This window comes from Ectopseudomonas toyotomiensis (assembly GCF_017167985.1).
Lineage (GTDB): Bacteria > Pseudomonadota > Gammaproteobacteria > Pseudomonadales > Pseudomonadaceae > Aquipseudomonas > Aquipseudomonas toyotomiensis.
The window spans coordinates 881,970-906,994 of sequence record NZ_CP070505.1 but is presented as its reverse complement, the minus strand read 5'-3'; the positions used below and the strand labels follow the sequence as shown (position 1 = coordinate 906,994).

At 63.3% G+C, this 25,025-nt stretch carries 18 protein-coding genes; 16 read left to right on the top strand and 2 right to left on the bottom strand.

What is annotated here, in order from left to right:
• Positions 1-133: 133 nt before the first annotated feature.
• The 3 genes from JWV26_RS04060 (at position 134) to thrC (ending at position 3,737) form a co-directional block, all read left to right on the top strand.
• On the top strand, positions 134-862 hold the full coding sequence (locus JWV26_RS04060) for a thioredoxin fold domain-containing protein (protein WP_079783004.1): 729 nt from the start codon (positions 134-136) through the stop codon (positions 860-862).
• A 102-nt stretch (positions 863-964) separates the two neighbouring features.
• Entirely contained in the window at positions 965-2,269 is a 1,305-nt protein-coding gene (locus JWV26_RS04055; protein ID WP_017675128.1) for a homoserine dehydrogenase, read from the top strand.
• A gap of 58 nt (positions 2,270-2,327) precedes the next feature.
• Positions 2,328-3,737, top strand: a complete 1,410-nt coding sequence (thrC, locus tag JWV26_RS04050) for a threonine synthase (RefSeq protein WP_206418459.1) — start codon at positions 2,328-2,330, stop codon at positions 3,735-3,737.
• Positions 3,738-3,794: 57 nt separating this feature from the next.
• Here the strand turns inward: thrC and JWV26_RS04045 are convergent, their stop codons facing one another.
• Positions 3,795-4,046: a hypothetical protein gene (locus JWV26_RS04045; RefSeq protein ID WP_064495350.1), complete on the bottom strand. Its 252-nt coding sequence runs from the start codon at positions 4,044-4,046 to the stop codon at positions 3,795-3,797.
• Between the two features lie 292 nt (positions 4,047-4,338).
• On the opposite strand from JWV26_RS04045, the gene bacA reads away from it, so the two are divergent.
• The 13 genes from bacA (at position 4,339) to JWV26_RS03980 (ending at position 23,084) form a co-directional block, all read left to right on the top strand.
• Positions 4,339-4,959: a biofilm formation regulator BacA gene (gene bacA / locus JWV26_RS04040; protein ID WP_017675125.1), complete on the top strand. Its 621-nt coding sequence runs from the start codon at positions 4,339-4,341 to the stop codon at positions 4,957-4,959.
• A 14-nt stretch (positions 4,960-4,973) separates the two neighbouring features.
• Positions 4,974-5,669, top strand: coding sequence for a PspA/IM30 family protein (locus tag JWV26_RS04035; protein WP_072425883.1), 696 nt, complete (start codon positions 4,974-4,976; stop codon positions 5,667-5,669).
• Positions 5,670-5,719: 50 nt separating this feature from the next.
• Positions 5,720-6,361 (top strand): OB-fold-containig protein, encoded by a 642-nt coding sequence (locus JWV26_RS04030; protein WP_079783006.1) that lies wholly within the window; start codon positions 5,720-5,722, stop codon positions 6,359-6,361.
• 84 nt (positions 6,362-6,445) lie between these two features.
• The gene (locus JWV26_RS04025; RefSeq protein ID WP_079783007.1) at positions 6,446-8,491 is read left to right on the top strand and encodes a flotillin family protein; all 2,046 of its coding nucleotides are present in this window, start codon (positions 6,446-6,448) and stop codon (positions 8,489-8,491) included.
• Between the two features lie 107 nt (positions 8,492-8,598).
• A complete protein-coding gene (locus JWV26_RS04020) occupies positions 8,599-8,838 on the top strand; it encodes a hypothetical protein (protein WP_072425880.1) in 240 nt (79 codons plus the stop codon).
• Between the two features lie 190 nt (positions 8,839-9,028).
• Entirely contained in the window at positions 9,029-14,266 is a 5,238-nt protein-coding gene (locus JWV26_RS04015; RefSeq protein ID WP_206418458.1) for a DNA repair ATPase, read from the top strand.
• Positions 14,263-14,811 carry a rhomboid family intramembrane serine protease gene (locus JWV26_RS04010; protein ID WP_072425878.1) on the top strand — a complete coding sequence of 183 codons (549 nt, stop codon included), beginning with the start codon at positions 14,263-14,265 and terminating at the stop codon, positions 14,809-14,811. The genes JWV26_RS04015 and JWV26_RS04010 overlap by 4 nt, the downstream gene beginning before the upstream one ends.
• A gap of 12 nt (positions 14,812-14,823) precedes the next feature.
• Positions 14,824-15,513, top strand: coding sequence for a phospholipase D-like domain-containing protein (locus JWV26_RS04005; protein WP_072425877.1), 690 nt, complete (start codon positions 14,824-14,826; stop codon positions 15,511-15,513).
• Positions 15,513-18,224: a DEAD/DEAH box helicase gene (locus tag JWV26_RS04000; protein ID WP_241201273.1), complete on the top strand. Its 2,712-nt coding sequence runs from the start codon at positions 15,513-15,515 to the stop codon at positions 18,222-18,224. Before JWV26_RS04005 ends, JWV26_RS04000 begins: the two co-directional genes overlap by 1 nt.
• A 46-nt stretch (positions 18,225-18,270) precedes the next feature.
• The gene (gtfA, locus tag JWV26_RS03995) at positions 18,271-19,710 is read left to right on the top strand and encodes a sucrose phosphorylase (RefSeq protein ID WP_206418457.1); all 1,440 of its coding nucleotides are present in this window, start codon (positions 18,271-18,273) and stop codon (positions 19,708-19,710) included.
• A gap of 64 nt (positions 19,711-19,774) precedes the next feature.
• Entirely contained in the window at positions 19,775-20,314 is a 540-nt protein-coding gene (locus JWV26_RS03990) for a YaeQ family protein (protein WP_206418456.1), read from the top strand.
• A 168-nt stretch (positions 20,315-20,482) separates the two neighbouring features.
• A complete protein-coding gene (gene recJ / locus JWV26_RS03985; RefSeq protein ID WP_206418455.1) occupies positions 20,483-22,192 on the top strand; it encodes a single-stranded-DNA-specific exonuclease RecJ in 1,710 nt (569 codons plus the stop codon).
• Positions 22,193-22,358: 166 nt separating this feature from the next.
• Entirely contained in the window at positions 22,359-23,084 is a 726-nt protein-coding gene (locus tag JWV26_RS03980; RefSeq protein ID WP_206418454.1) for a tellurite resistance TerB family protein, read from the top strand.
• A gap of 14 nt (positions 23,085-23,098) precedes the next feature.
• Here JWV26_RS03980 and JWV26_RS03975 read toward each other — a convergent pair whose 3' ends face one another.
• Positions 23,099-24,871, bottom strand: coding sequence for a SulP family inorganic anion transporter (locus tag JWV26_RS03975; protein WP_206418453.1), 1,773 nt, complete (start codon positions 24,869-24,871; stop codon positions 23,099-23,101).
• Between the last annotated feature and the right edge of the window lie 154 nt (positions 24,872-25,025).

The window sequence follows — 25,025 nt, the reverse complement described above, 5'->3', positions numbered from 1 at the left end:
TGTGTTTCGGTCGAGGTGCGGTTGAGTGTTGTCGATCAGCTGATGTGCCGTCTGCTAGCTGGTCGGCTGTCTGGGACGCCATCTGTGGTAGGCTGTAGCGATTTCACCGGTCCGTCGTTCGACAGGAGTGTTCATGTCCCTGACCCGTATTTCCATTGCCCTGGCGCTCGCACTGGGCAGCAGTGTCACTCTGGCGGCTGATCCCGATCAGGTCATTCGTCAGACGCTGAAGTCGCTCGACGGTAGCTTGCCGATCGAGGCCATTGCCGAGAGCCCGATGCCCGGTGTCTATCAGGTTCAGCTGGAAGGCGGTCGTCAGCTTTACACCAGCGCTGATGGCCAGTTCCTGATTCAGGGCTATCTGTTTCAGGTCAAGGACGGCAAGGCCGTGAACCTGACCGAGATCGAAGAAAGCCGCGCCGTGGCCAAGCAGATCAACGCCATTCCGGCCAAGGAAATGGTGGTGTTCGCGCCGAAGGCGCCGAAGACCCATATCACCGTGTTCACCGATACTGACTGTGGCTATTGCCAGAAACTGCATAGCGAAGTGCCGGAGCTCAATCGTCTGGGTGTCGAAGTTCGTTATGTCGCCTTCCCGCGTCAGGGCCTGAACAGCCCGGCGGCCAAGGAACTGGTCAGCGTCTGGTGCGCCAAGGATCAGCAGGACGCGATGAATCGCGCCAAGACTCGCCAGAGCGTAGCCGATGCTTCCTGCGACAACCCGGTGGCCAAGCAGTACCAGCTCGGTCAGATGATCGGGGTCAATGGCACGCCGGCCATCGTTCTGGCCAATGGCAAGATGATTCCGGGCTACCAGCCGGCGCCGCAGTTGGCCAAAATAGCCTTGGAGTCAAACGACTGAGCGCGGATTGACTAACAAACAGCCGCTTCGTAAGGTGCGGCTCTTTATCTGCGGCCGGGGCATGCTCCGGCCGTTTCGTGCAGTGCTGATGGGGAATTGAGTGTGAAGCCGGTCAAAGTGGGCATCTGTGGGTTGGGCACCGTTGGTGGCGGTACGTTGAATGTACTCAAGCGCAATGCCGAGGAGATTACTCGGCGCGCCGGTCGCGGCATCGAGATTGCCCAGATCGCCATTCGTTCGCCCAAGCCGCAGTACGACACCACCGGCATTGCCATGACCAGCGACGTGTTCGAGCTGGTCAACAATCCCGAGATCGACATCGTCATCGAGCTGATCGGCGGCTACACCCTGGCCAAGGAACTGGTGCTCAAGGCCATCGACAACGGCAAGCATGTGGTCACTGCCAACAAGGCGCTGATCGCTGTGCATGGTAACGAGATCTTCGCCAAGGCGCGCGAGAAGGGCGTGATCGTCGCTTTCGAAGCGGCTGTGGCCGGCGGCATCCCGGTGATCAAGGCGATTCGCGAAGGCCTGTCGGCCAACCGCATCAACTGGCTGGCCGGCATCATCAACGGCACCGGCAACTTCATCCTCACCGAGATGCGCGAGAAGGGGCGTGCCTTCGAAGACGTGCTCAAGGAAGCGCAGGCGCTGGGTTATGCCGAGGCCGACCCGACCTTCGACGTAGAAGGTATCGATGCCGCGCACAAGCTGACCATTCTGGCGTCCATCGCCTTCGGCATCCCGCTGCAATTCGACAAGGCCTACACCGAGGGCATCACCAAGCTGACCACGGTCGACGTGAACTATGCCGAGGCGTTGGGCTATCGCATCAAGCACCTGGGTGTCGCTCGCCGCACCGATGCAGGCATCGAGCTGCGCGTGCACCCGACGCTGATTCCGGCCGACCGCCTGATCGCCAACGTCAACGGCGTGATGAACGCGGTGATGGTCAACGGCGATGCGGTTGGCAGCACCCTCTATTACGGTGCCGGGGCCGGCATGGAGCCGACCGCCTCGGCGGTAGTGGCCGACCTGGTGGACGTGGTGCGTGCGCTGACCACCGATCCGACCAACCGTGTGCCGCACCTGGCCTTCCAGCCGGATTCGCTGTCCGATCACCCGATCCTGCCCATCGAGGAGTGCGAGAGCGCCTACTACCTGCGCATCCAGGCCAAGGATCATCCGGGTGTGCTGGCGCAGGTGGCGAGCATCCTCTCCGAGCGCGGCATCAACATCGAGTCGATCATGCAGAAGGAAGTCGAGGAGCAGGACGGTCTGGTACCGATGATCCTCGTGACCCACCGTGTGGTCGAGGCGCGTATCATCGAGGCCATCGCCGCCATGGAAGCGCTGGATGGCGTGACCTCGCCGGTCGTGCGTCTGCGCGTCGAACAGCTCAACTAATCCCGTGTCCACCCGCAGGCTTCTGGTCTGCGGGTGCTGTAGAACGAAGGTTTATCCCATGCGCTATATCAGTACCCGCGGCCAGGCGCCGGCCCTGAATTTCGAAGACGTGCTGCTGGCTGGTCTGGCCAGCGATGGCGGCCTCTACGTGCCGGAGAATCTGCCGCGCTTCACCGTCGAGGAAATCGCCTCCTGGGCGGGCCTGCCCTATCACGAGCTGGCCTTCCGGGTGATGCGCCCGTTCGTTGCCGGTTCCATCGCCGATGCCGACTTCAAGAAGATCCTCGAAGAAACCTACGGAGTGTTCGAGCACAATGCTGTCGCTCCGCTGCGTCAGCTCAACGGCAACGAATGGGTGCTGGAGCTGTTCCACGGCCCGACCCTGGCGTTCAAGGATTTCGCCCTGCAGCTGCTCGGTCGCCTACTCGATCACGTACTGGCCAAGCGCGGCGAGCGCGTGGTGATCATGGGCGCCACTTCCGGCGACACCGGCTCGGCAGCAATCGAGGGCTGCAAGGCCTGCGACAACGTCGACATCTTCATCATGCACCCGCATAACCGCGTGTCCGAGGTGCAGCGCCGGCAGATGACCACCATCCTCGGCGACAACATCCACAACATTGCCATCGAAGGTAACTTCGACGACTGCCAGGAGATGGTCAAGGCCAGCTTCGCCGACCAGGGCTTCCTCAAGGGCACACGTCTGGTAGCGGTCAACTCGATCAACTGGGCGCGGATCATGGCCCAGATCGTCTACTACTTCCATGCGGCCCTGCAGCTCGGTGCGCCGGCGCGTTCCATCGCCTTCTCGGTGCCGACTGGCAACTTCGGCGACATCTTCGCTGGCTACCTGGCGCGCAACATGGGCCTGCCGGTCAGCCAGTTGATCGTCGCCACCAACCGCAACGACATCCTGCACCGCTTCATGAGTGGCAATCAGTACGTCAAGGACACTCTGCACCCGACCCTGTCGCCGTCGATGGACATCATGGTCTCGTCCAACTTCGAACGTCTGCTGTTCGACCTGCATGGTCGCAATGGTGCTGCCATCGCCAGTCTGATGGACAGCTTCAAGCAGGGCGGCGGTTTCAGTGTTGACGAAGATCGCTGGGTCGAGGCGCGCAAGTTGTTCGATTCGCTGGCAGTGAACGACGAGCAGACCTGCGAGACCATCACCGAGGTGTACCAGGAGTGCGGCGAATTGCTCGACCCGCATACCGCCATCGGTGTGCGTGCTGCGCGTGAATGTCGCCGCAGCCTGGCCATGCCCATGGTGGTGCTGGGTACCGCGCATCCGGTCAAGTTCCCCGAGGCGGTGGAAAAGGCGGGCATCGATGCCGTGCCGACGCTACCTGCGCACCTGACCGATCTGTTCCAGCGCGAAGAGCGTTGCACGGTGTTGGCCAATGATCTGAAGACCGTGCAGCAGTTCGTCGCGGCTCATGGTAATCGCGGCAAGCCGCTCTGAGGTTTCTGCTTCGACGAAACCGGCGCCCTTGTGGCGCCGGTTTCGTTTGTGAGCGGCTCAAAGGGCGAAGATCAGGGCCAGAAGCGCCATCAGGATGATCAGGATCAGCCAGATCAGGGCGTTGAGGCGGCTGGCGCGAACGACGCCAGCGCCGCGCAGGTGCACGGGTGGATCGTCCTCCAGGTACTGATCGATACGGCGTTCGGCTTCCTTCTGGTCGTTTGCCAGATATTCGCTCAGCAGGTCGATGGCTGCCTGGCGTTGATTGGCATGCAGCAGTTGGCGTACGGCCGGTGGGAGTTCATTCATGGCACGCCTGTCTCCTGGGTTGGCTGAGTAGGGATCTTAACTGCGACCCGGTTGGCGCTTTTTTCCGTGCGCAACGAAAGCGCCTGATGTTTAATCCGACACTTCGCGAATGGAAGCGTTTTGCTCGAATCATGGATGAGCCTGAGTGCCTGCCTCTCTTCTTGCCCATTCCTGTGCATTCTTCGGCGTTTTGTGCCGAGGATGACTCCTGCGCGCTGATCTGACGAACGGCATCACATTTATCACATGTGATTACTTTACGGTTCACATGTAAGGGTCTAGGCTGCGATTCATGGACAACAAATCATCAGCCCATTACCAGCGTCTTTATCGTCAGCGTCTGCGTGAGCAGGGGTTGGTCAAGAAGGAAGTCTGGATCTTGCCCGAGCATGCGCCATTGTTGGTCGCGTTCGAGCGCAAACTGCGCCAGCCACAGTCGCTGCTGGCTTCGATGGAGAAGGAGGAGGGTATGAGCATGCCTCAAGTTTGGACCGCCCAGGCGCTGCATGAAGCGCTGGCGGCAACGGAACTGTTCCAAAGTGGTCAGGCTGGCATCGAGCTGATTCAAGGCGCTGACGCCAGCCTGCACATCACCATGCGTGAGTACGGCGACCTGCCGCTGTTCATCGCCGTGTTCGGTGAGCAGATCATCGTCGAGGCGCTGCTCTGGCCGGCAGCGGACGTCAAGGATGCGGCGGCCTTCAACGAAGAGGTACTGCGTACCCACAAGCTGTTCCCGCTGTCGTCCATCGGCCTGGAAAAAATGGGCGACGGGCGCGATTGCTACACCATGTTCGGTGCGCTGAGTTCGTCCTCGACCCTGTCCGACGTGGTGTTCGAGATTGAGCTGTTGGCGGACAACGTGATCAAGGCCACCGAAGCCTATGAAGGCTTCCTCAAGACCAGCGCCTGAGAGGAGAGAAGACGATGAATGTCTGGAGCAAAATGCTGACGGCGCTGCGTGGCGGCGCCAATGAAGTGGGTGAGGCAGTGGTCGATAGTCAGGCCCTGCGCATCCTCGATCAGGAAATCCGCGACGCCGATGTCGAGCTGCGCAAGTCCAAGGAAGCGCTGGCCGAGATCATGGCCAAGCAGAAACTGGCCAGCGACAAGGTGAACAAGAGCGCGGCGAGCATTGCCGAGTACGAGCAGTACGCGCTGAAGGCGCTGGACGCGGGCAACGAAACCCTGGCCAAGGAAGTCGCCGAAAAGATCGCCAACCTGGAAGTCGAGCAGGCCAGCGAACGCGAGCAGGCCGAAGGTTTCGCCGCCAGCGTGGCGCAACTGCGCAAGGCCGTGACCCAGGCCGAGGGCAATATCAAGCGCCTCAAGCAGCAGGTGGATACGGTGAAGGCCACCGAAAGCGTGCAGAAGGCGCAAATGGCTGTGGCCCAGCGTTACGGCGGCTCACAGGCCAAGCTGCAGACGGCGGTCGAGTCGCTTGAGCGGATCAAGCAGAAGCAGGCCGAGCGTGCAGCGAAGATGGAGGCATCGGCCGAGCTGGCTGCCACCAGCGCGCCGGACGATTCGCTGGAAGTGAAGCTGCGCGCGGCCGGCATCAAGGCCGACAACGCCAGTGCCGACAGCGTGCTGGCCAGGCTCAAGGACAAGTCCAAGGCTTGAATGATGCGGGGCGTTCGCGCCCCGTTTCCCTACGTCAGGGAAAGGAATAAATGGAACTCTTCCTGCAAACTGCGCTGTCGTTTCCCACCGCCATCTACAGCTTTCTGCTGTGCGTGGCGGTCATCTACTGGCTGGTCGTTGCCGCCGGCCTGCTCGAGGTCGATTTGCTCGATGTCGAAGCCGATTCGGTGATGGAAGGCAGCGGTCAGACCGAAGGCCTCGCCGGCCTGCTGTACAAGCTCAAGCTCGATGGCGTGCCGGTCACCCTGGTGCTGACCCTGCTGTTCTTCTTCGCCTGGTTCGCCTGCTACTTCATCGAGCTGTGGCTGCTGCGTCACCTGCCATTGGGCATTCTGCGTTACCCGCTGGGGCTGGTGGTCATCGCTGGCGCCTTCGTGCTGGCTGCACCGCTGTGTGCGGTGATCTGTCGGCCGCTGCGGCCGCTGTTCCAAAAGGTCGAGGCGATCAGCAGCAAGTCGGTACTGGGCCAGGTGGCCGTGGTGCGCAGTGGTCGTGTCACCAGCAGTCATGGTGAAGCGGTGCTGGAAGATGGCGGCGCTGGGTTGATCCTGCGGGTACGTGCCGACGAGGCGCTGGGCTTCAAGCGCGGCGACCGCGTCGTGTTGCTCGAATACCTGGCGGCCGAACACGCCTATCGCATCATCACCGAAGAAGAATTTCGAGGCGTCTAGCCTCTGCCGACCATCCGTACGTAACAGAGGGCAGGCAGGGTATGCCGAACCTGCCTGCACAACTAGCAAAGGAGTAAAGCTGTAATGGAAAACGTCATTCCCTTCATCGTCGGGGCAGGGCTGGTCGTCCTCTTCATCATCGCCCTGATTGCCCTGTTCAAGGCCTTCTACATCAAGGTTCCGCAAGGCACTGCGCTGATCGTCAACGACATGAGCTCGACGCCCAAGGTGCATTTCACCGGCTCGCTGGTATACCCGGTGATCCACCTCAAGGAGTTCATGAAGATCTCCCTGATTACCCTGGAAGTCGACCGCCGCGCCAAGGACGGTCTGATCTGCCGCGACAACATGCGTGCCGATATCACCGTGGCCTTCTACCTGCGTGTCAACGAGACCCAGGAAGACGTGCTCAAGGTGGCCAAGGCCATTGGCGTGGAGCGTGCCTCCGACCGCGCAGCGGTCAACGAACTGTTCAACGCCAAGTTCTCCGAAGCACTGAAGACTGTCGGCAAGCAGTTCGACTTCGTCCAGCTGTTCGAGAATCGTCAGGAGTTTCGTGATCGTATCGTCGAGGTGATCGGCAATGACCTCAACGGTTATGTGCTCGAAGACGTGGCCATCGACTACCTGGAGCAGACGGCCAAGCACTCGCTTGACCCGAGCAACATCCTCGACGCCGAAGGTATCCGCAAGATCACCGAGCTGACCGCTGCGCAGAACGTCATCACCAACGAGCTGGAGCGCAACGAAGAGCTGGCGATCAAGAAGAAGAACGTCGAAACCCGTGAGGCGACCCTGTCGCTGGAACGCCAGCAGGCCGATGCCGAAGCACGCCAGAAGCGCGAGATCGAGACCATCCGTGCCCGCGAGGAAGCGGAAACCCTCAAGGTGCGCGAGGAAGAACGCCTGAAGGCCGAACAGGCCCGCATCCAGACCCAGCAGGAGCTGGACATCCGCGCCGAGAACCATCAGCGCGAAGTGGAAGTGGCCCAGCAGAACCGCCAGCGTGCCGTGGTCATCGAGGTGGAGAAAGTCACCCGCGCCAAGGACCTGGAAGTGGTCGCCCGCGAGCGCGAAGTCGAACTGCAGCGCATCGAGAAGGAAAAGGCGCTGGAAGAAGAGCGCAAGAACATCGCTGGCGTGATCCGCGAGCGCGTCGCAGTCGAGAAGACCGTGGCTCAGGAAGAAGAACGTATCAAGGAAGTGCGTGAAGTCTCCGAGGCCGAGCGTCTCAAGCAGGTCACCGTGCTCAATGCCCAGGCCGAAGCCGAGCAGGAGCTGGTGCGTCAGGTCAAGCAGGCTGAAGCTGACGAAACCCGTTCCAAGCACAAGGCGGTGGAAATCAACAACCTGGCCCAGGCCGAGCTGGAAGCAGCGGCCAAGAGCGCCGAGGCGAAGAAGAAACTGGCCGAAGGTATCGAAGCCGAGCGCGCTGCACCTGGCCTGGCCGATGCGCGCGTGCGTGAAGTCACCGCTGCGGCCAAGGAGAAGGAAGGCCTGGCCGAGGCTCGCGTGCAGGCCGAGCGTCTGATCGCCGAAGCCAAGGGCGAGCAGGAAAAAGGGCTGGCGCAGGCGCGCGTTATAGAAGCGCAGGCGGCGGCCAAGGAAAAAGACGGCCTGGCCGACGCCAAGGTGCTGGAAGAGAAGCTCGGTGCCCAGGCGCGCGGTGAAGAGCAACTTGGCACCGCCAAGGCCAAGGCGACCCAGGACCTGGGTATGGCCGAAGCGCAGGTGCTGCTGGAGCGCCTGAACGCCGAAGCTGAAGGTCTGGGCAAGAAGTTCGGCGCGCTGGATGCGCTGAGCGACAACGCGCGTGCTCACGAAGAGTTCCGCATGCAGCTGGAGAAGAGCTTCGAGGAGGCCATGGCCGCCATCGCTGCCAACAAGGAAATCGCCAAGGATCAGGCCGAGGTGCTGGCCACCGCGCTGGCCAAGGCGAAGATCGAGATCGTCGGCGGCGAGGGCGACTTCTTCAACTCCTTCGCCAAGTCGCTGTCGGTGGGCAAGGCCATCGAAGGCGTGGTCGGCAAGAGCCCTGTGGTGCAGGACGTGCTGTCGCGCCTGTTGGCAGGCAAGGCCGCTCCGGCCGCACCGGTGGTTGCACCGAGCGCAGGCCCGGAGCAAGCCTGAGCGCCCTGTCTGTAGGGTGGGCTGCAGCCCACCATTGCTCACTGTGGTAGGGGCGTCAGCCGCCCCGCCACATGACCACCTAATTTCGACCAATCAGGGAACATGTGATGTCAGAGTCAAGAGATTATCTGGAGATGACCTTCCGCTCGATCCAGTGCTTCAGCAATGACGGTCGCCTGGATGCTCAGGAACTCAAAGCGCTGCTGGAAATCGCCGAGCGAGACGGCGTGATCGACGACAACGAGGTGCGGGTGCTGCGCAAGATCATCGCCCAGGTGCGCCCAGAAGAGATCGATGCGGCGCTGCGCGACAAGATCGCCATCGTCGAGCAGAAGATCGGCGCATAGCAAGCCGGCTGCGCCTGCTCACCCTACCAACACTCCCAGTTTGTAGGGTGGGCTTCAGCCCGCCACGTCGGCCATAGATAGTAGGCTGAAGCGGAGCGCCCGGGCCACCCTACAGGGATGCCGCCCAGCCCAACCTGCCAGCCCCTCCTCGGAGAGGCGTTTTAGACGCAGCAGATTCAGGATGACTACGATGTCGGACGCACACACACAGGACGTATTGGACAAGGCCGTCGCCGAAGGCGGCGCCTATGAGGTGCTGCACAGGCGCCTGCAGGAGCAGGGCCAGCGCCTGCGCAGCTTGACCGAAACGCTCAACGGCCAGCGCCTGGCGGAGTTCGGCAGCAGCGCCATGGAGGCCATCGGGCGGGTGCGTATCCGCACCGAGAACAACTGCATCGCCCGCGATATCGTCCAGGTCGGCGAGTGCCTGCTGTTTGGCTACAACGTATTCCTGGGACTGAAGAAGGAAACCAGCGTCGCCGACGTGTTCTCCCTCTATCGCCTGGTGGAAACCCCTGATGGCTTCGATGCCGAATCGGTGCCGCTGGAGGGTAGCTTCCTGGCTCAGGCCAGCTTCGTCGCCGACTTCAACGAGCTGTACACCTACTACAAGAACACCCGTCTGCTGCAGTTGGCCATCCGTGACGGCAAGCTGCTGGCGAGTTTCCAGATCGGTGAGCGCATCACCGACATCCGCGTGTTCCGCTGGTCGATTTCCACCGACGGCAAGGACGTGCGCTATATCGACAACCGTGGCGAGCGCGATATCGCGCTGCCGGCGCCGTTCGACTTCGAGTGGCAGAAGACCACCCGCGAGATGGTGGTCATGGGCCGTCATCCGCACGTCAATATCCTCGATAGCGTATTCGTCGAGACCGTTGGCGGCGACCTGACCATCAAGGTCGAGAACAACACCCAGGACGGCCAGGGTATCTACCGTGAAGCCGTGGTCGACAAGACCCAGTCGCTGGATGACGCGCAGATCGAATACGCCCGCCTGGGCAGCCTGATTCTGCTGAAGATCCTGCCGTACCGCGAAGAACAGTGGCGCTACCTGGTGTTCAACAGCCTGACCAACCAGGTCGAGCGTATCGACGCCATCGGCCTGGCCTGCGTGCAGCTGCCGGAAGACCACGGCATCATCTTCCCCGGCGGCTACTACCTGCAGAGCGGCGAGTACAAGACCTTCGAACAGCCCATGGGCGGCATGCGCTTCAAGCGCTCGGTGCGTTCGCCCAACGGCGAGGATGTGCAGTACATCTTCTACCACCCGGAAGAAGGTCGTGCGGCGCTGTTCACTTACAACATGATCAACCGCCAGTTGCACAACCCGATCTTCGGTCACGGCTACGCACGCCTGGAAGACGGACGCATGGTGATCTTCTCCGCCGAGGGCAGTGAGCCGACGCGCATCCACCCGATGCAGATCTGGCAGACGCCGTTCGAGAGCGAGGACCATGCCGCACGCCAGCCTGCGCGCAGCGGCTTCTTCGGCCGTATCGGCAACGCCGAGCTGGTGCGTGGTGTGTCCGACCTGCTCAATCTGAGCCGCGAGATCGACAGCCGCGAAGTGTCGGTGGCGCGCTACACCCAGCTGTGCCAGAACACCCGTCGTCTGTTCGATATCTACCACTGGCTGGGCGACGCCCAGTGCGCCGAACTGGCGCCGCTGCTACGCGAAGTAGCCGCCACGTCCGAACTGGTATTGGATGAGTTCGAGAAGGTCGAGAGCATTCGCCAGCAGTCCGCGCGCGCCATGGCCGAGGCCGAGACGCGGCAGAAGAGTTTGCTCTCCAGCCTGCTGGTGGACAGCTGGGACGAGGTGCAACACTTCGTCGAGGCGCTCAACGCCATCACCGCACAGCGCGGCCAGTTGCTGACCATTCGTGACTACCGCTACATCGATGTGGCGCGTATCGACGCCATGGAAACCGAACTGCTCGAAGCCCAGGAGCGCGTGGCCGGTGCCACCTCGGCCTTCCTCGCCAGCGATGCGGCGCTGCAACCCTATGTGCAGCGCCTGGGCGAGCTGGATGTCCTGGCGCAGAAGGCCGATACCGTCACCCAGCTCAATGAGCCGCTGGCCGAAATGCAGGAGATGGCCGGCAACCTCGACATGCTGTCGAGCCTGATGGCCTCGCTGAAGATCGATGACGCTACCCAGCGCACGCGCATCGTCGAATCGATTTCCGAGGTCTACGCCCGCCTCAACCAGGCCAAGGCGCGCGCCGAGCAGCGGCGCAAGGGTCTAGGCTCGGCCGAGACCGTGGCGCAGTTCGGCGCCCAGTTCAAACTGTTCGGTCAGGGCATCACCAACGCCCTGGCGCTGGCCCAGGACCCGGAGAAGTGCGACGAGCAACTGTCGCGCCTGCTGGTGCAGTTGGAAGAGCTGGAAAGCCAGTTCGGTGATCAGGAGCAGTTCCTCAGCGATATCCTCGGCAAGCGCGAGGAACTGCTGGAAACCTTCGAGGCGCACAAGCAGAGCCTGCTCGACGACCGCCAGCGCCGCGCCCAGGGTGTGCTCGACGCCGCCCAGCGCATCCTCGACAGCCTCGTCCGGCGTACCGCACGCCTGACCCAGATGGATGAGCTCAACGCTTTCTTCGCCGCCGACCCGCTGATTCTCAAGCTGCGCGAAATGGCCGAGCGTCTGCGCGAGCTCAAGGACAGCGTCAAGGCTGACGATGTCGAGGCGCGCCTGAAGGCCGCCCGCGACCAGGCGGTGCGTGCCCTGCGCGACAAGAGCGAGCTGTTCGAAGAGGGCGGCAACGTCATCAAGCTCGGCCCGCGCCACCGCTTCAGCGTCAACACCCAGGAGCTGGATCTGACCCTGATGCCGCGCGGCGATGCGCTGTATCTGCACCTGACCGGCACCGATTTCCTCGAGCCATTGCGCGACGAAACCCTGGAAGGCCTGCGCGACTATTGGCAGGTGTCGCTGGAGTCCGAATCGCCCTCGCTGTACCGCGCCGAATACCTCGCCGGGCTGGTGCTGGACGCTGCGCTGAACGGGCGTGAAGGCCTTAGCCTGGATCTGCTCAAGACCCACCTGACGCAGCCGGATGACCTGACCCGGCTGATCCGCGACTTCGCCGCGCCACGCTACAAGGATGCCTACGAGAAGGGCATCCACGACCACGACGCCGCGCTGATCCTCATCCAGCTTCTACCGCTGCGCGAAAGTGCCGGGCTGCTGCGCTATGCGCCCGCCGCGCGAGGCTTCGCCGCGCTGTTCTGGAACCGCTGGGGGGCGGACATCGAGGCCGAGCTGTGGCCCGAGCGCGCACGCAGCAGCCTGCACCTGCGGCAGATGTTCGGCAGTGAAGATGGCGTGCTGCGCCTGCAGGAAGAGATCGCTGCAGCGATGCAGCGCTTCCTCGCCCAGCACCCGCTGGCGGTGACGGCCGCGCAGCGCCAGACGGCTGCGGCCTATCTGGTCGAGGAGCTGGCGGCCAAGCCCATCGAGTTCACCTTCAGCAAGTACGCGCGGCAACTGCTCGATACCCTGCAGCAGCGCATGCAGGCCAGCCATGTCTGGGACGACTATCGCGCCGCGCTGGACAACCTGCGCGGCCGGCCGGTGCAGCGCTGGTCGCTGGCGCAGACTTGGCTCGATGGCCTGTGTGCGCAGGACCAAGCGCTGGCCGAGCTGGTCGAGTACATTCCCGAAGCCGTGGCCATCAGCCTGCTGGACGACGAGTTCCCGCGTCGCTTCACCGAGGTCGACCTGCGCTTCACCGTCAGTGGCCTGCTCGGCGACCATCCGCGTGTGCAGGACGGTGCGCTGGTGCTTACCATCGACGACTACTTCGCTCGCCTGCAGCAGCACCGCGGCGACTTCGTGCCGCAGCTGCAGCGTTACCAGGCGCTGCGCCAGGAGGTCATCAACCGCGAGCGCGCGGCGCTGCGCCTGGGCGAGTTCAAGCCGCGGCCACTGTCGTCGTTCGTGCGTAACAAGCTGATCAACGACGTGTACCTGGGCTTTATCGGCGACAACCTGGCCAAGCAGATGGGCACCGCCGGCGAGAACAAACGCACCGACCTGATGGGCCTGCTGATGCTCATCTCGCCGCCCGGCTACGGCAAGACCACACTGATGGAGTACGTGGCGCATCGCCTGGGCCTGATCTTCATGAAGATCAACGGCCCGGCCCTCGGCCATGAAGTGCGCTCCATCGACCCGGCGCAGGCGCCGGACGCTACCTCGCGCCAGGAGCTGGAAAAGCTCAACCTGGCGCTGGAGATGGGTAACAACGTGATGCTCTATGTCGACGACATTCAGCACACCCACCCCGAGTTCCTGCAGAAGTTCATCTCGCTCTGTGACGGCACCCGGCGCATCGAGGGTGTGTGGAAGGGCAAGACCAAGACCTACGACATGCGCGGCAAGAAGTTCTGCGTGGTGATGAGCGGCAACCCGTACACCGAGTCCGGCGACGTGTTCAAGATCCCCGACATGCTTGCCAACCGTGCTGACATCTACAACCTGGGCGACACCCTGGGCGGCATGCAGGAAGCCTTCGCGCTGTCCTACATCGAGAACAGCCTGACCTCCAACCCGGTGCTGGCACCGCTGGCCACCCGCGACATGGCCGACGTCTACCGCTTCGTCGCCAAGGCCGAGGGCAAGCCGTTCTCCGCCAACGAGCTGAGCCACACCTACAGCGCCGCCGAGATCAACGAGATCACCTCGACCCTGCAGCGCCTGATGCAGATTCGCGATGTGGTCGGCCGGGTCAACCAGCAATACATCGTCAGCGCCGCGCAGGCCGACAGCTACCGCACCGAACCGCCGTTCAAGCTGCAGGGCAGCTACCGCAACATGAACAAGATGGCCGAGAAGATCAGTTCGGTGATGAACGATGCCGAGTTGCTGCAACTGATCGCCGACCACTATCAGGGCGAGTCGCAGCTGCTCACCACCGGTGCCGAGGAAAACCTGCTCAAGCTCGCCGAACTGCGTGGCAACATGACGCCCGAGCAGGCCGAGCGCTGGGCGCAGATCAAGCGCGACTTCATGCGCAACAAGGCCATGGGCGGCAGCGATACGGACGTTGGTGGCCGTGTGGTGGCGCAGCTCAACGATCTGGTCGAGAGCGTGCGTGGCCTGGGCGCTGGCAAGTCGGCCAGCGAGACGCCGAGCATTCCATGGGAACAGTTGCTGGCTGGATTGGACAACCTTGGCAAGCTGCGCCCGCAGGTAGAGGTGGTTGCGCCGCCGCAGCAGGGCACGCAAAAATTGCTGGAAAGCCTGGCCGATAGCCTGGAGAACAGCTTCCTGCCGCTGATCAAGGCGATGGACAAGAAAATCGACATCGATTTGCGTACCCACAACCGCATGCTGGAAATCTCCACCCAATTGCGCGATCTCGGCGCGCTACTCGGGCACGAGCAGCGCAGCGACGCCGCGGACGACGAGGCGCCGTGAGGCGAGGCTGGCTGGTTGAGTTGCGCCCGCTGATATTGATCAGCGGCGCGATGTTGCTGGTGCAGGTGGTCAATGGCGCCCTGGGCGGCACCTTGAATCTCTGGGGCCTGGTGCCCCGGCATATCGAGGCGTTGCCCGGCATCCTCCTCGCGCCCTGGTTGCATGGCAGTTGGGCGCATCTGCTCAGCAATCTGAGCGGCCTGCTGGTGCTCGGTAGCCTGGTGCTGCTGCGCTCGCGGCGTGATTTCTATTTTTCCAGTGCTTTTATCATCGTTGGCAGCGGTGTACTGGTCTGGCTGTTCGGCCGCACCGGCCTGCACGTCGGCGCCAGTGGCTGGCTGTTCGGTTTCTGGGGGTTATTGCTGGCGCGCGCCTGGTTCGAGCGCAGCCTGCTCGACCTGTTGTTGGCCGTGCTGGTGTTCTTCCTCTACGGCGGCTGGTTCTTCGGCCTGTTACCGCGTGCCGGCGTTTCCTTCGAATACCACCTGGCGGGAGCTTTCTGCGGAGTTCTCTATGCCGCGCTGAGCCGTCGTAAATATCGTTAAAAGGGACTTTAAATGGATTTCAATCGCCTCGACCAGCAACTGCGTGACAGCCTGGCCGACCTGCGCCTGAGCAATGAGGAACGTGACGAACTGCGCCAGCTGGGCAGCGAGTTGAATCAGGATCAGGTGCGCTTCATGCGCAACCGTGCCTTCGCCCTGGCCCGTGAACTGATGCGTGAGCCGGAGAACGTCGAGCCTGCGCTGAAATGGCTGGAGCAGGTGATCAAGACCCTCGACAGCGTTGGCAGCGCGCCGCGCGTGGAGCATGCCAGCGCTCACTTCAGTCCGGGTGAGAGCTGCCGGCGCAAGATCCGCGAGCTGTGCCGCCAGGCGCGAAAGAGCGTGGATATCTGCGTCTACACCATCTCCGACGATCAACTCAGCGAAGAAGTGCTGGCCTGTCATGAGCGCGGCATCGCCGTGCGGGTGATCACCGACAACGAAAAACAGTTCGATGTCGGCAGCGATATCCAGTGGCTGCGTGACAAGGGGGTGCCGCTGCGCATCGACGCCGGGCCTTATCACATGCACCACAAATTCGCCCTGTTCGATGGTCGCCTGCTGCTCAACGGCAGCTTCAACTGGACGCGCAGCGCCACCACCAGCAACGAGGAAAACCTGCTGGTGATCGACCATCCGCAACTGGTGGCAGCCTACGGTCGTGAATTCGACGCGCTCTGGGCGCGTTACGCAGGTAACTGATGGATCACCCTCACGCCCGCCAGCTCCTCGGTTTCTATCGCAGCTGCTACCTGGCCGACAGCCGCGACCTGGATCTGGACAACCTCGGCAAGCTGCCCGCCAATCGCTGGGCCTGGCTCGATGGGCGTGAGGAACTGGCCAGCGGCGGCATACCGCTTTTGCCGTTGTCGGCCGAGCTGGGGCGTGCGCTGGCCGAGGCGCAGGCGCTGTATCAACGTGAGCTGCAACTGGTCTACGGCGTGCTGCCGATCTGTGGACGGCTGCAACTGGAGAGCGGTGGTTCGCAGACGATCTGCGGCCCGCTGTTCTATTACGAGGCGAGCCTGCAACCGACGGCGGACGGACAGAGCTACTTGCTCGCCATCGACCCGCAGCAGGTGCATGGCAACTGGCGTCTGCTGCGCCGTCTGTTCGATGAAAGCGGCAACGCCAACCTCGATGGTCTGCCGCTGCCGACAGGCACGCTGGACGCCGCCTCCCTGGGCCAGTTGCTGGCCTGGGTGGCGCGCAATATGCGGGTGCGCGAGGTCAGTGAGGCTGCGGGGTTCCCGCACCTGGCAGATGTCGAGACGTTGGCCAAGGCCCAGCGTCGTCGCAGTTTGTCGCTGCAGGCCGGTGCCTTCGTCGCGCTGGTGCCGCGCGGCAGCGGAAGCCGTGGCATCGCCCATGAGCTGCAACTGCTGCAGGACACCGAGCGCCTGTCGCCCGCCTTGTTGCAACTGTTGGGCGAAACACCCTCTGTCCAGACCGCGGGCTCGGCCAGTACACCGCAGCGTTTGCCGGCGCAACTCAGCTCGGCCCAGTGCCAGGCGCTGGCCAATGCCGCAAGCTATCCGCTGAGCCAGATTTCCGGCCCGCCCGGTACCGGCAAGAGCTACAGCCTGGCGGCGCTGGCGCTGGATCGCTATCTGCAGGGTGAAAGTGTGCTGCTGGTCAGCCGCAGCGCCCAGGCGGTACGCGTGATCGCGCACAAGTTGCGCGAGGATTTCGGCCTGCGCGACGGTGTGCTCGAAGGCGATGGGCAGAGCCTGCGCCAGGCCTTGCGCGAGCGTATGGAGCGGTTGCTACAGGGCGAATTCGAATGGGTGTCGGAACAGGCCGAAGAGCGCCAGCGCAGCGAGCTGGACGTGCTGACTCAGGCCGAGCGGCGCCTGTCAGCAGATTTTCGCAAGCGCTGCGAGCAGGCTGTGCGCTGGAGCCGCCTGTTGCTGCGCGCCGAACGTGGCAGCCTGGCCTTCTGGCAGCGCTGGTTGCAGGTGCCCTGGGTGCGCAAGCGTATTGGCAGCAGTGTGCGCCCCTGGGCATTGCTGGATGAACTGCGTGATTGCCAGCAGCGCCGCCAGCTTCTCAGTCGTGAGCACCTCAACAGTCATCGCGCCCTGAATCTCAAGCGCCTGCTGGTCAGCGATCGCGCGCTGTTCGTGCGTTACAACCAGGCCATCCGCGCGCGCAACTCACAGCGTCAACTGGCCTTGTTCGAGGATATCGACCCGGCGCGCCTGCTGGCTGCCTTCCCGATCTGGGTGGTGACCCTGGACGAGCTGCACCGCCTGCTGCCGCTGCGTGCGGAACTGTTCGACGTGATGGTGATGGATGAGGCGACGCAGTGCGACATCGCTTCGGCGCTACCGGCTTTCCAGCGCTGCAAGCGCGCGGTGGTCACCGGCGATGCGCGCCAGTTGCGACATATCTCCTTTCTCTCCCGCGTGCGCGAGACGCAACTGCTGCAGCGCGCCGGCCTGCAGGCCGAAGAGCGCGAAGCCTGGAGCTACCGCGACAACAGCGTGCTGGATCTGGTCGGCCTGCAACTGGCCAGCCAGGAGGCGGTGGGCTTTCTCGACGAGCATTTTCGTAGTCGTCCGGCGCTGATTCGCTTCAGTAACGAGCTGTTCTACGACCAGCGCTTGCGCGTGATGAAGGAGCGGCCCGGCCTTGATGCCTGCGACAGCCTGCAACTGCTGCGCATCGAGGGCCAGCGTGGGCGCAACGGTGCCAACGAGGCGGAAGTGGAGCGGGTACTGGAGCTGATCACCGCGCATTTGGCCGAGTACCAGAGTAGCCCGCTTAAACCCAGCATCGGCGTGCTGTCGCCGTTTCGCGATCAGGTCGAGCGTATCCGCTTGCGCATCGGCGCAACGTTGCCGCTGGAGCAATTGCGCGAGTTCCGCCTGTTGGTGGATACGCCTTACGGCTTTCAGGGCGAGGAGCGCGACCTGATGATCCTCAGCTTCGCCATCGACCGCGAATCGAGCCAGGCGGCGAACTACCTGAATCGTGCCGATCTGTTCAACGTCGCCATCACTCGCGCCCGTGAGCGCCAGGTGCTGCTGTTCAGTGGTGACGAGCGACAGCTGTCCGCTACGCATCTGTTGCGCCGCTATCTGGAATTCCTGCAGAAACCTGGTGTCAGTTGGCAGGCGGGAGCCGTGCAGGACACCCGCCAGAACTTGTGTCAGGCGCTCGAAAGTCAGGGCGTCAGCGTGTGGAGTCACTATCCGCTGGCCGGGCAGGTGCTGGATCTATTCTGTCGCCGCGGCGACAAGTGCCTGGCCATTGACCTGATCGGCTTTCCGGGGGAGGGCGAAGGCTTTCTCGAACTGGAGCGCTACCTGGTGCTGGCGCGCGCCGGCCTGGAGACCTTGCCGCTGAGCTACGGTCTATGGCGTGAGGCACCAGAGCAGGCGTTGCAGGCGGTGCTGGCGCGACTCTGACGTCGTGGCGCAGGCCTTAGTAGACCATCAATATGCCGGGGGGCTTATGGCGCTGCGCAACGCTGTTCAACTGATCACCTATCCCGACCGCCTGGGACGTAACCTGGGGGAGCTTTACCAGCTGTTGGATCGGCATCTGGGTGACGCCCTTGGCGGGGTGCATATCCTGCCGCTGTATCCGTCCAATGCCGATGGTGGCTTCTCGCCGCTCACCCACATGGAGGTGGATCCGCGCTACGGCGACTGGGCGGATGTCGAGCGCATCTCCGCGCGCTTCGACCTGTGCGTCGATCTGGTGATCAGCCATATCGCCGACGAGTCGCCGGAGTTTCTCGATTTCATTGCACATGGTCAGGACTCGCCCTACGCGGATCTTTTCGTGCAGGTAGACAGCTTCGGCGAAATCACTCACGACGACCTGGCCAAGATTCATATCCGCAAGGAAAAGGAGCCGTTTCGCGAGGTGCGGCTGGCCAACGGTGAGACCTGTCGGGTTTGGTGCACCTTCACCGAGCGACAGATCGACCTCAATTACGACTCGCCGAAAACCTACCAGTTGATGGAGCAGTACATGGCCTTTCTCGCGGCGCGCGGGGTCAAGCTGTTTCGCCTGGATGCCTTCGGCTACACCACCAAGCGTATCGGCACCAGCTGCTTTCTGGTGGAGCCGAACGTGTACCGCATCCTCGAGTGGTTCCGCGAAACCGGGGCCAAGTACGAGGCCGAGATGCTGCCGGAGGTGCATGACCATATCAGCTACCAGTACGCCATCTCACGGCGGCAGATGCGCCCCTACGGCTTCGCCCTGCCGCCGCTGGTATTGCACGCATTGCTCAGTGGCAGCAGTCGCTACCTGAAGAACTGGTTGCGCATGTGCCCGCGTAACCAGATCACCGTGCTCGATACCCATGACGGCATCTGCATTCCGGATGTCGAAGGCATGCTGCCCGAGGCGCAGATCCAGTACCTGATCGACGAGGTCTCGACACGCAGCGCCGACCCCATCATGCGTCGCTCGGCAGTGAACGTGCATAGCGTTGGGGCCATCTATCAGCTCACCTGCACCTTCTACGAGGCCTTGATGCGCAATGACGAGGCCTACATTGCCGCGCGTGCCATCCAGTTCTTCGCGCCCGGTATCCCGCAGGTTTACTACGTTGGCCTGTTAGCTGGCTGCAACGACTTCGACCTGCTCGAGCAGACCGGCGAGGCGCGCGACGTCAATCGCCATTACTACAGCCTTGAGGAGGCCGAGCAGGCATTGCAGCAGCCACTGGTGCAGCGCTTGCTGGCGCTGATGCGCTTTCGTTGCCAGCATCCGGCTTTCGAGGGGCGTTTCGAGCAGAACTATGCGGCTGACGACCAACTGCTGCTGGCCTGGCGGCATGGCGAGCATTACTGCCGTTTGCACCTCGATCTGAGCAGCCTGCAGGCGATCATCGACTACACCGATGAGCAACTGAGGATCTGCCGTATGACCTGTTGAAGGTCGGCGGGGGCCATGCTTTCGCGTTAGACTTGCGCTCTTTCGACCAGTCAAGAAGCCCGCCATGGCCCTGCCATCGACCACCTACAAGATCGACATGAACCTCACCGACATGGATCGCAGCGTTTACGAAAACCTGCGTTTCACCGTCGCTCGCCACCCGTCCGAGACCGAAGAGCGCCTGGCCGCGCGGCTGATTGCCTATGCGCTGTTCTACCACGAGCAACTGGCGTTCGGTCGCGGCCTGTCGGACGTCGACGAGCCGGCGCTGTGGGAAAAGAGCCTGGACGATCGCGTGCTGCACTGGATCGAAGTGGGTCAGCCCGACAGTGAGCGCATCACCTGGTGCTCGCGGCGTACCGAGAAGTTCAGCCTGGTGGCCTATGGCAACCTGCGCGTATGGCAGACCAAGTGCCTCGACCCGGTGCGCAGCCTGAAGAACATCAACGTGGTCGCTCTCGGCCAGGAGGCTCTGGCCGACCTGGCGCTGGACATGCCGCGTTCGCTGAACTGGAGCGTGATGATCAGTGATGGCGAGCTGTTCGTCACCGACGAGCGTGGTCAGCACGAGATCCCCATTGAGTGGCTGGCTGGCGAGCGTTGAAGCCTTAGGCGCCATTCGCTCCCTCTCCCATTCATGGGAGAGGGCTGGGGAGAGGGTAGATCAGGTTTGCATCATGTTGCCGGGAAGAAGACCCTCTCCCCCGGCCCCTCTCCCGCAAGCGGGAGAGGGGAGACAACCCGTACCATCTGAAAAAGCGACACCCTGCCCATGCGTATCGAAGCCCGTCCCTTACCCGCCCAACTGCCTGATCTGGGCAGCCTGCCGCCTTTGCTGACCCGTCTCTACGCCGCCCGTGGCGTGCAGTCCGCCGAGGAACTGGACAAGGGCCTGGCGCGGTTGATCCCGTATCAGCAGCTCAAGGGCATCGACGCGGCGGTCGAGTTGCTGGTCGAGGCGCTGGCGCAGCGCCAGCGCATCCTTATCGTCGGCGACTTCGATGCCGACGGCGCCACCGCCAGTTCGGTCGGCGTGCTCGGCCTGCGCCTACTCGGTGCGGCGCATGTCGATTACCTGGTACCGAACCGCTTCGAGTACGGCTATGGCCTGACCCCGGAGATCGTCGCCGTGGCCCTCGAACGCCAGCCTGATCTGCTGCTGACCGTCGACAACGGCATTTCCAGCGTCGACGGCGTGGCGGCGGCCAAGGCCGCCGGGTTGACGGTGCTGGTTACCGATCACCACCTGCCAGGGCCGGAACTGCCGGCCGCTGATGCTATCGTCAACCCGAACCAGCCAGGCTGCGACTTCCCCAGCAAGGCCATGGCCGGCGTCGGCGTGATGTTCTACGTGCTGCTGGCGCTGCGTGCGCGGCTGCGCGACAGCGGCTGGTTCGCCAGCCGTGCGGAGCCCAATCTGGGTGAGCTGCTCGACCTGGTGGCACTAGGTAGCGTCGCCGACGTGGTGCCGCTGGATGCCAACAACCGCATCCTGGTGCATCAGGGCCTGGCGCGCATTCGTGCCGGGCGGGCGCGACCGGGTTTACGCGCAATTCTCGAAGTCGCCGGGCGCGACCATCGGCGTATCACCTCCACTGATCTGGGGTTCATCCTCGGCCCACGGCTGAACGCAGCGGGGCGCCTGGACGACATGAGCCTGGGGATCGAATGCCTGCTCTGCGACGACGAGGCCCTGGCTCGCGACATGGCGGTGCAACTCGACCAGCTCAACCAGGACCGCAAGGCCATCGAGCAGGGCATGCAGCGTGAGGCGCTGGCTCAGCTCAAGGATCTGCCGGTGGCGGACATGCCGTTCGGCCTGTGCCTGTTCGAGCCGGACTGGCACCAGGGCGTGATCGGCATCCTCGCCTCGCGCCTGAAGGAGCGTTACCACCGCCCGGCCATTGCCTTCGCCGATGCCGGTGACGGCCTGCTCAAGGGCTCGGCGCGTTCGGTGCCGGGGCTGCATATCCGTGATGCGCTGGATGCCGTGGCGGCCAAGCATCCGGGGCTGATCAGCAAGTTTGGCGGGCATGCCATGGCCGCCGGGCTGTCGCTGCCGCAGGAAAATTTCGGCGCGTTCGCCGTCGCCTTCGACGCCGAGGTGCGGCGTCAGCTGTGCGAAGACGACCTGACCGGTCGCCTGCTGTCCGACGGCCAGCTCGATGCCACCGAGTTCCACCTGGAACTGGCCCGCGCCCTGCGCAACGCCGGCCCCTGGGGCCAGCACTTTCCCGAGCCGCTATTTCATGGCGTGTTCCAGATCGTCAATCAGCGCATCGTCGGTGAGCGTCACCTGAAACTGGTGCTCAAGACCGAGTGCGGCAGCGTGCAACTCGACGGCATCGCCTTCAACATCGATCGCGAGGTCTGGCCCAACCCGACGCTACGCTGGGCCGAAGTGGCGTACAAACTCGACCTCAACGAGTTTCGTGGCAATGAAACCGTGCAACTGATGGTGGCGCATATCGCTCCGCGTTGATTGCGGCTGCAATGAAATTCGGCGTTACCAATATGTCCGGCTGGCTGGGGCGAACTCTGCTAGAAACGCTCGTCAATACAACCGATGTCGGTTGAGGGGCATGCGGAATTTCCCTGTGTTATCCAGGGTCGGATGCACCGGTGCCTATTTTTCAGGAGAGTTCGCGATGAACACCAGCAATCTGCTCGACCAACTGCTCAAGGCCGGCCAGCAGGCCATGCAGAAGCCAGCGGCGAAGAACACCCAGGGGCAGCAGGCAGGCAGTTTGGGTGGCCTGCTCTCTGGTGGAGGCCTGGGCAGCCTGCTCTCGGGTGCGGGGGGCGGCGCGCTGGCGGCCGGTGCGGTCGGCCTGCTGCTGGGCAACAAGAAAGCGCGCAAGATGGGCGGTAAGGCACTGACCTATGGCGGCCTGGCTGCCCTGGGTGTGATGGCGTACAAGGCTTACGGCAACTGGCAGGCGCAGCAAGCCCAGCAGGGCGGCGTGCAGCCGGTCGAACCGCAAACCCTGGATCGTTTGCCTGCACCGCAAGTCGAGCAACACAGCCGCGCCATTCTCAAGGCGCTGGTAGCGGCAGCCAAGGCCGATGGTCATGTCGACGAGCGTGAGCGTCAGTTGATCGAAGAGGAACTGGGCAAGCTGGCGCAGGACGCCGAACTGCGGAGCTGGCTGCACACCGAACTGAACAAACCGCTGGACCCGGCCGACGTGGCGCGCGCCGCGGCGACCACGGAAATGGCGGCGGAAATGTACCTGGCCAGCGTGCTGATGGTCGACGAAGAGCACTTCATGGAGCGCGCCTACCTCGAAGAGCTGGCGCGTCAGTTGAAGCTGCCGCAGGAGCTGAAGGCGGAGCTGGAAACCCAGGTGCGCTCGCTGCCGGCCGGTGTCTGAGTCGTCTTCTCGTTTCAGTCCGCATGCCGGGCATAGCCCGGCATCGCCTCATCAGCATGATCGCTCAGGTAGGCTTCGACGGCCGCGCTAACCGTTGGTTGCAGGTGCCTTGGCTGATCGTCGTGCAGTAACCCGAAGCGCCGCAGCTTGTCCTTGAGCGGCCCCTTGACCTCGGCGAAGTGCAGTTCGATGCCGGCTTCCGCCAGCATTCGTTCCAGGTCGCCGAGCATGTCGGCAGAGGTCACGTCGATGCTGGTAACCGGTTCGGCGGCGATCACCACGCGGCGCACTGGCGCCGGGGCTTTTTCCAGCGCCTGCAGCAGGCATTGCTGGAAGAGCTCGGCATTGGCGAAGAACAGCGGCGCGTCCCAGCGAAACAGCAGCAGGCCGGGTATCTGCCGTGCATCGGGGTGTCGCTTGATGTCGTGGAAACCGCGGACGCCCTCTACCTGGCCGAGAACGGTGTAGTACGGGCGCCAGCCATCCCAGAGAAACTCGATCACCGCCAGCACCACGGCAATGCCGATGCCGGGAATCACGCCGAAGGTCAGCACGCCGGCGAAGCAGGCCATCGACAGCCAGAACTCCCATTGCTGCACGCGGAAGATGCGCCGCAGGTCGGTGACCACGAACAGGCCGATGACAGCGGCAATCACCACCGCGGCCAGCGCACTGGTGGGCAGGTACTGCATCAGATCCGGGGCCAGCACCAGCAGCAGGGCAACGCTGAGGGCGCCGACGATACCGGCGACCTGGGTCATCGCGCCTGCCGCTTCGGCGACCGGCGTGCGTGAGGCGCTGCTACTGATGGGAAAACCCTGAAACAAACCACCGGCCAGGTTCGCCGCGCCAAGGGCGACCAGCTCCTGATTGGGGGCTACTGGGCGTCCGGTACGGGCTGCGTAGGTGCGCGACAGCACGCTGGTGTCGGCGAACGCGACCAGGGCGACGGCGATACCGCCCAGTACCACGCTGGCCAGATCGACACCGCTGAGCCAGGGCAGGGTGAAACTGGGCAGCCCCTGGGGCAGCTCGCCGAGCACCTGTACGCCCTGGCTATCGAGCTCGAACAGGGCCACCGCCAGGGTTGCCAGGGTCACGGCGATGAGGATGCCAGGCAATTGCCGGAAGCGGCTCAGCAGCAGGATCAAGGCCAGGGTGCCGGCGCCGACGAGCAGGCTGTAGAGGTGGGCCTGGCCCTCGATCAGCGCGCTGGCGATGGCCCATAGGTCGCTGAGCGGACCCTGGCTGTCGATGCTAAAGCCGAACAACTTGGGCGCCTGGCTGATCAGCACGCTCAGCGCAATACCGTTCATGTAGCCATAGCGAATGGGCTTGGACAGCAATTCGGTGATGAACCCCAGGCGCAGCAGTCCGGCTATCAGGCAGGTGAGGCCGGCCACCACGGCCATCATGCTGGCCAGGGTCACCGCGCGCATCGGGTCGCCGCCGGAGAGTGGCAGCACCACGGCGAGAATCAGTGCTGCCAAGGCCGAGTCCGGGCCGAGCACGAGAATACGGCTGGGGCCGAACAGGGCGTAAGCCAGCAGCGGCACGATGGTCGCGTACAGGCCATAGATGCCGGGCACGCCGGAAGCCTCGGCATAGGCAATGCCCACCGGTACCAGCATGGTGGTCAGCACCAGGCCGGCGGCAATGTCCTTGGGTAGCCAGGCCAGGCGATAGTCCCTGAGCGTTTGCAGGCCCGGAAGCCAGCGTAGCCAGCCACGCTGTTGCGAAATGGCAGGAAGCGGCGTGTGTGGCTTGCGTGCAGGCGCTGGTGGCATCGCGGACGGGCTCGGGCAGGAATGCCTACAAGTAAAGCGCAGAGCGCGGGTGCTTCACCATAGCTGCCAGCCGATGGGCGTACATTCAGCCGCTACGTCAGACCAAAAGATCATTCATCCTCGCCCCCGGCTTGTTTTAGGCTGTTGGCCAATG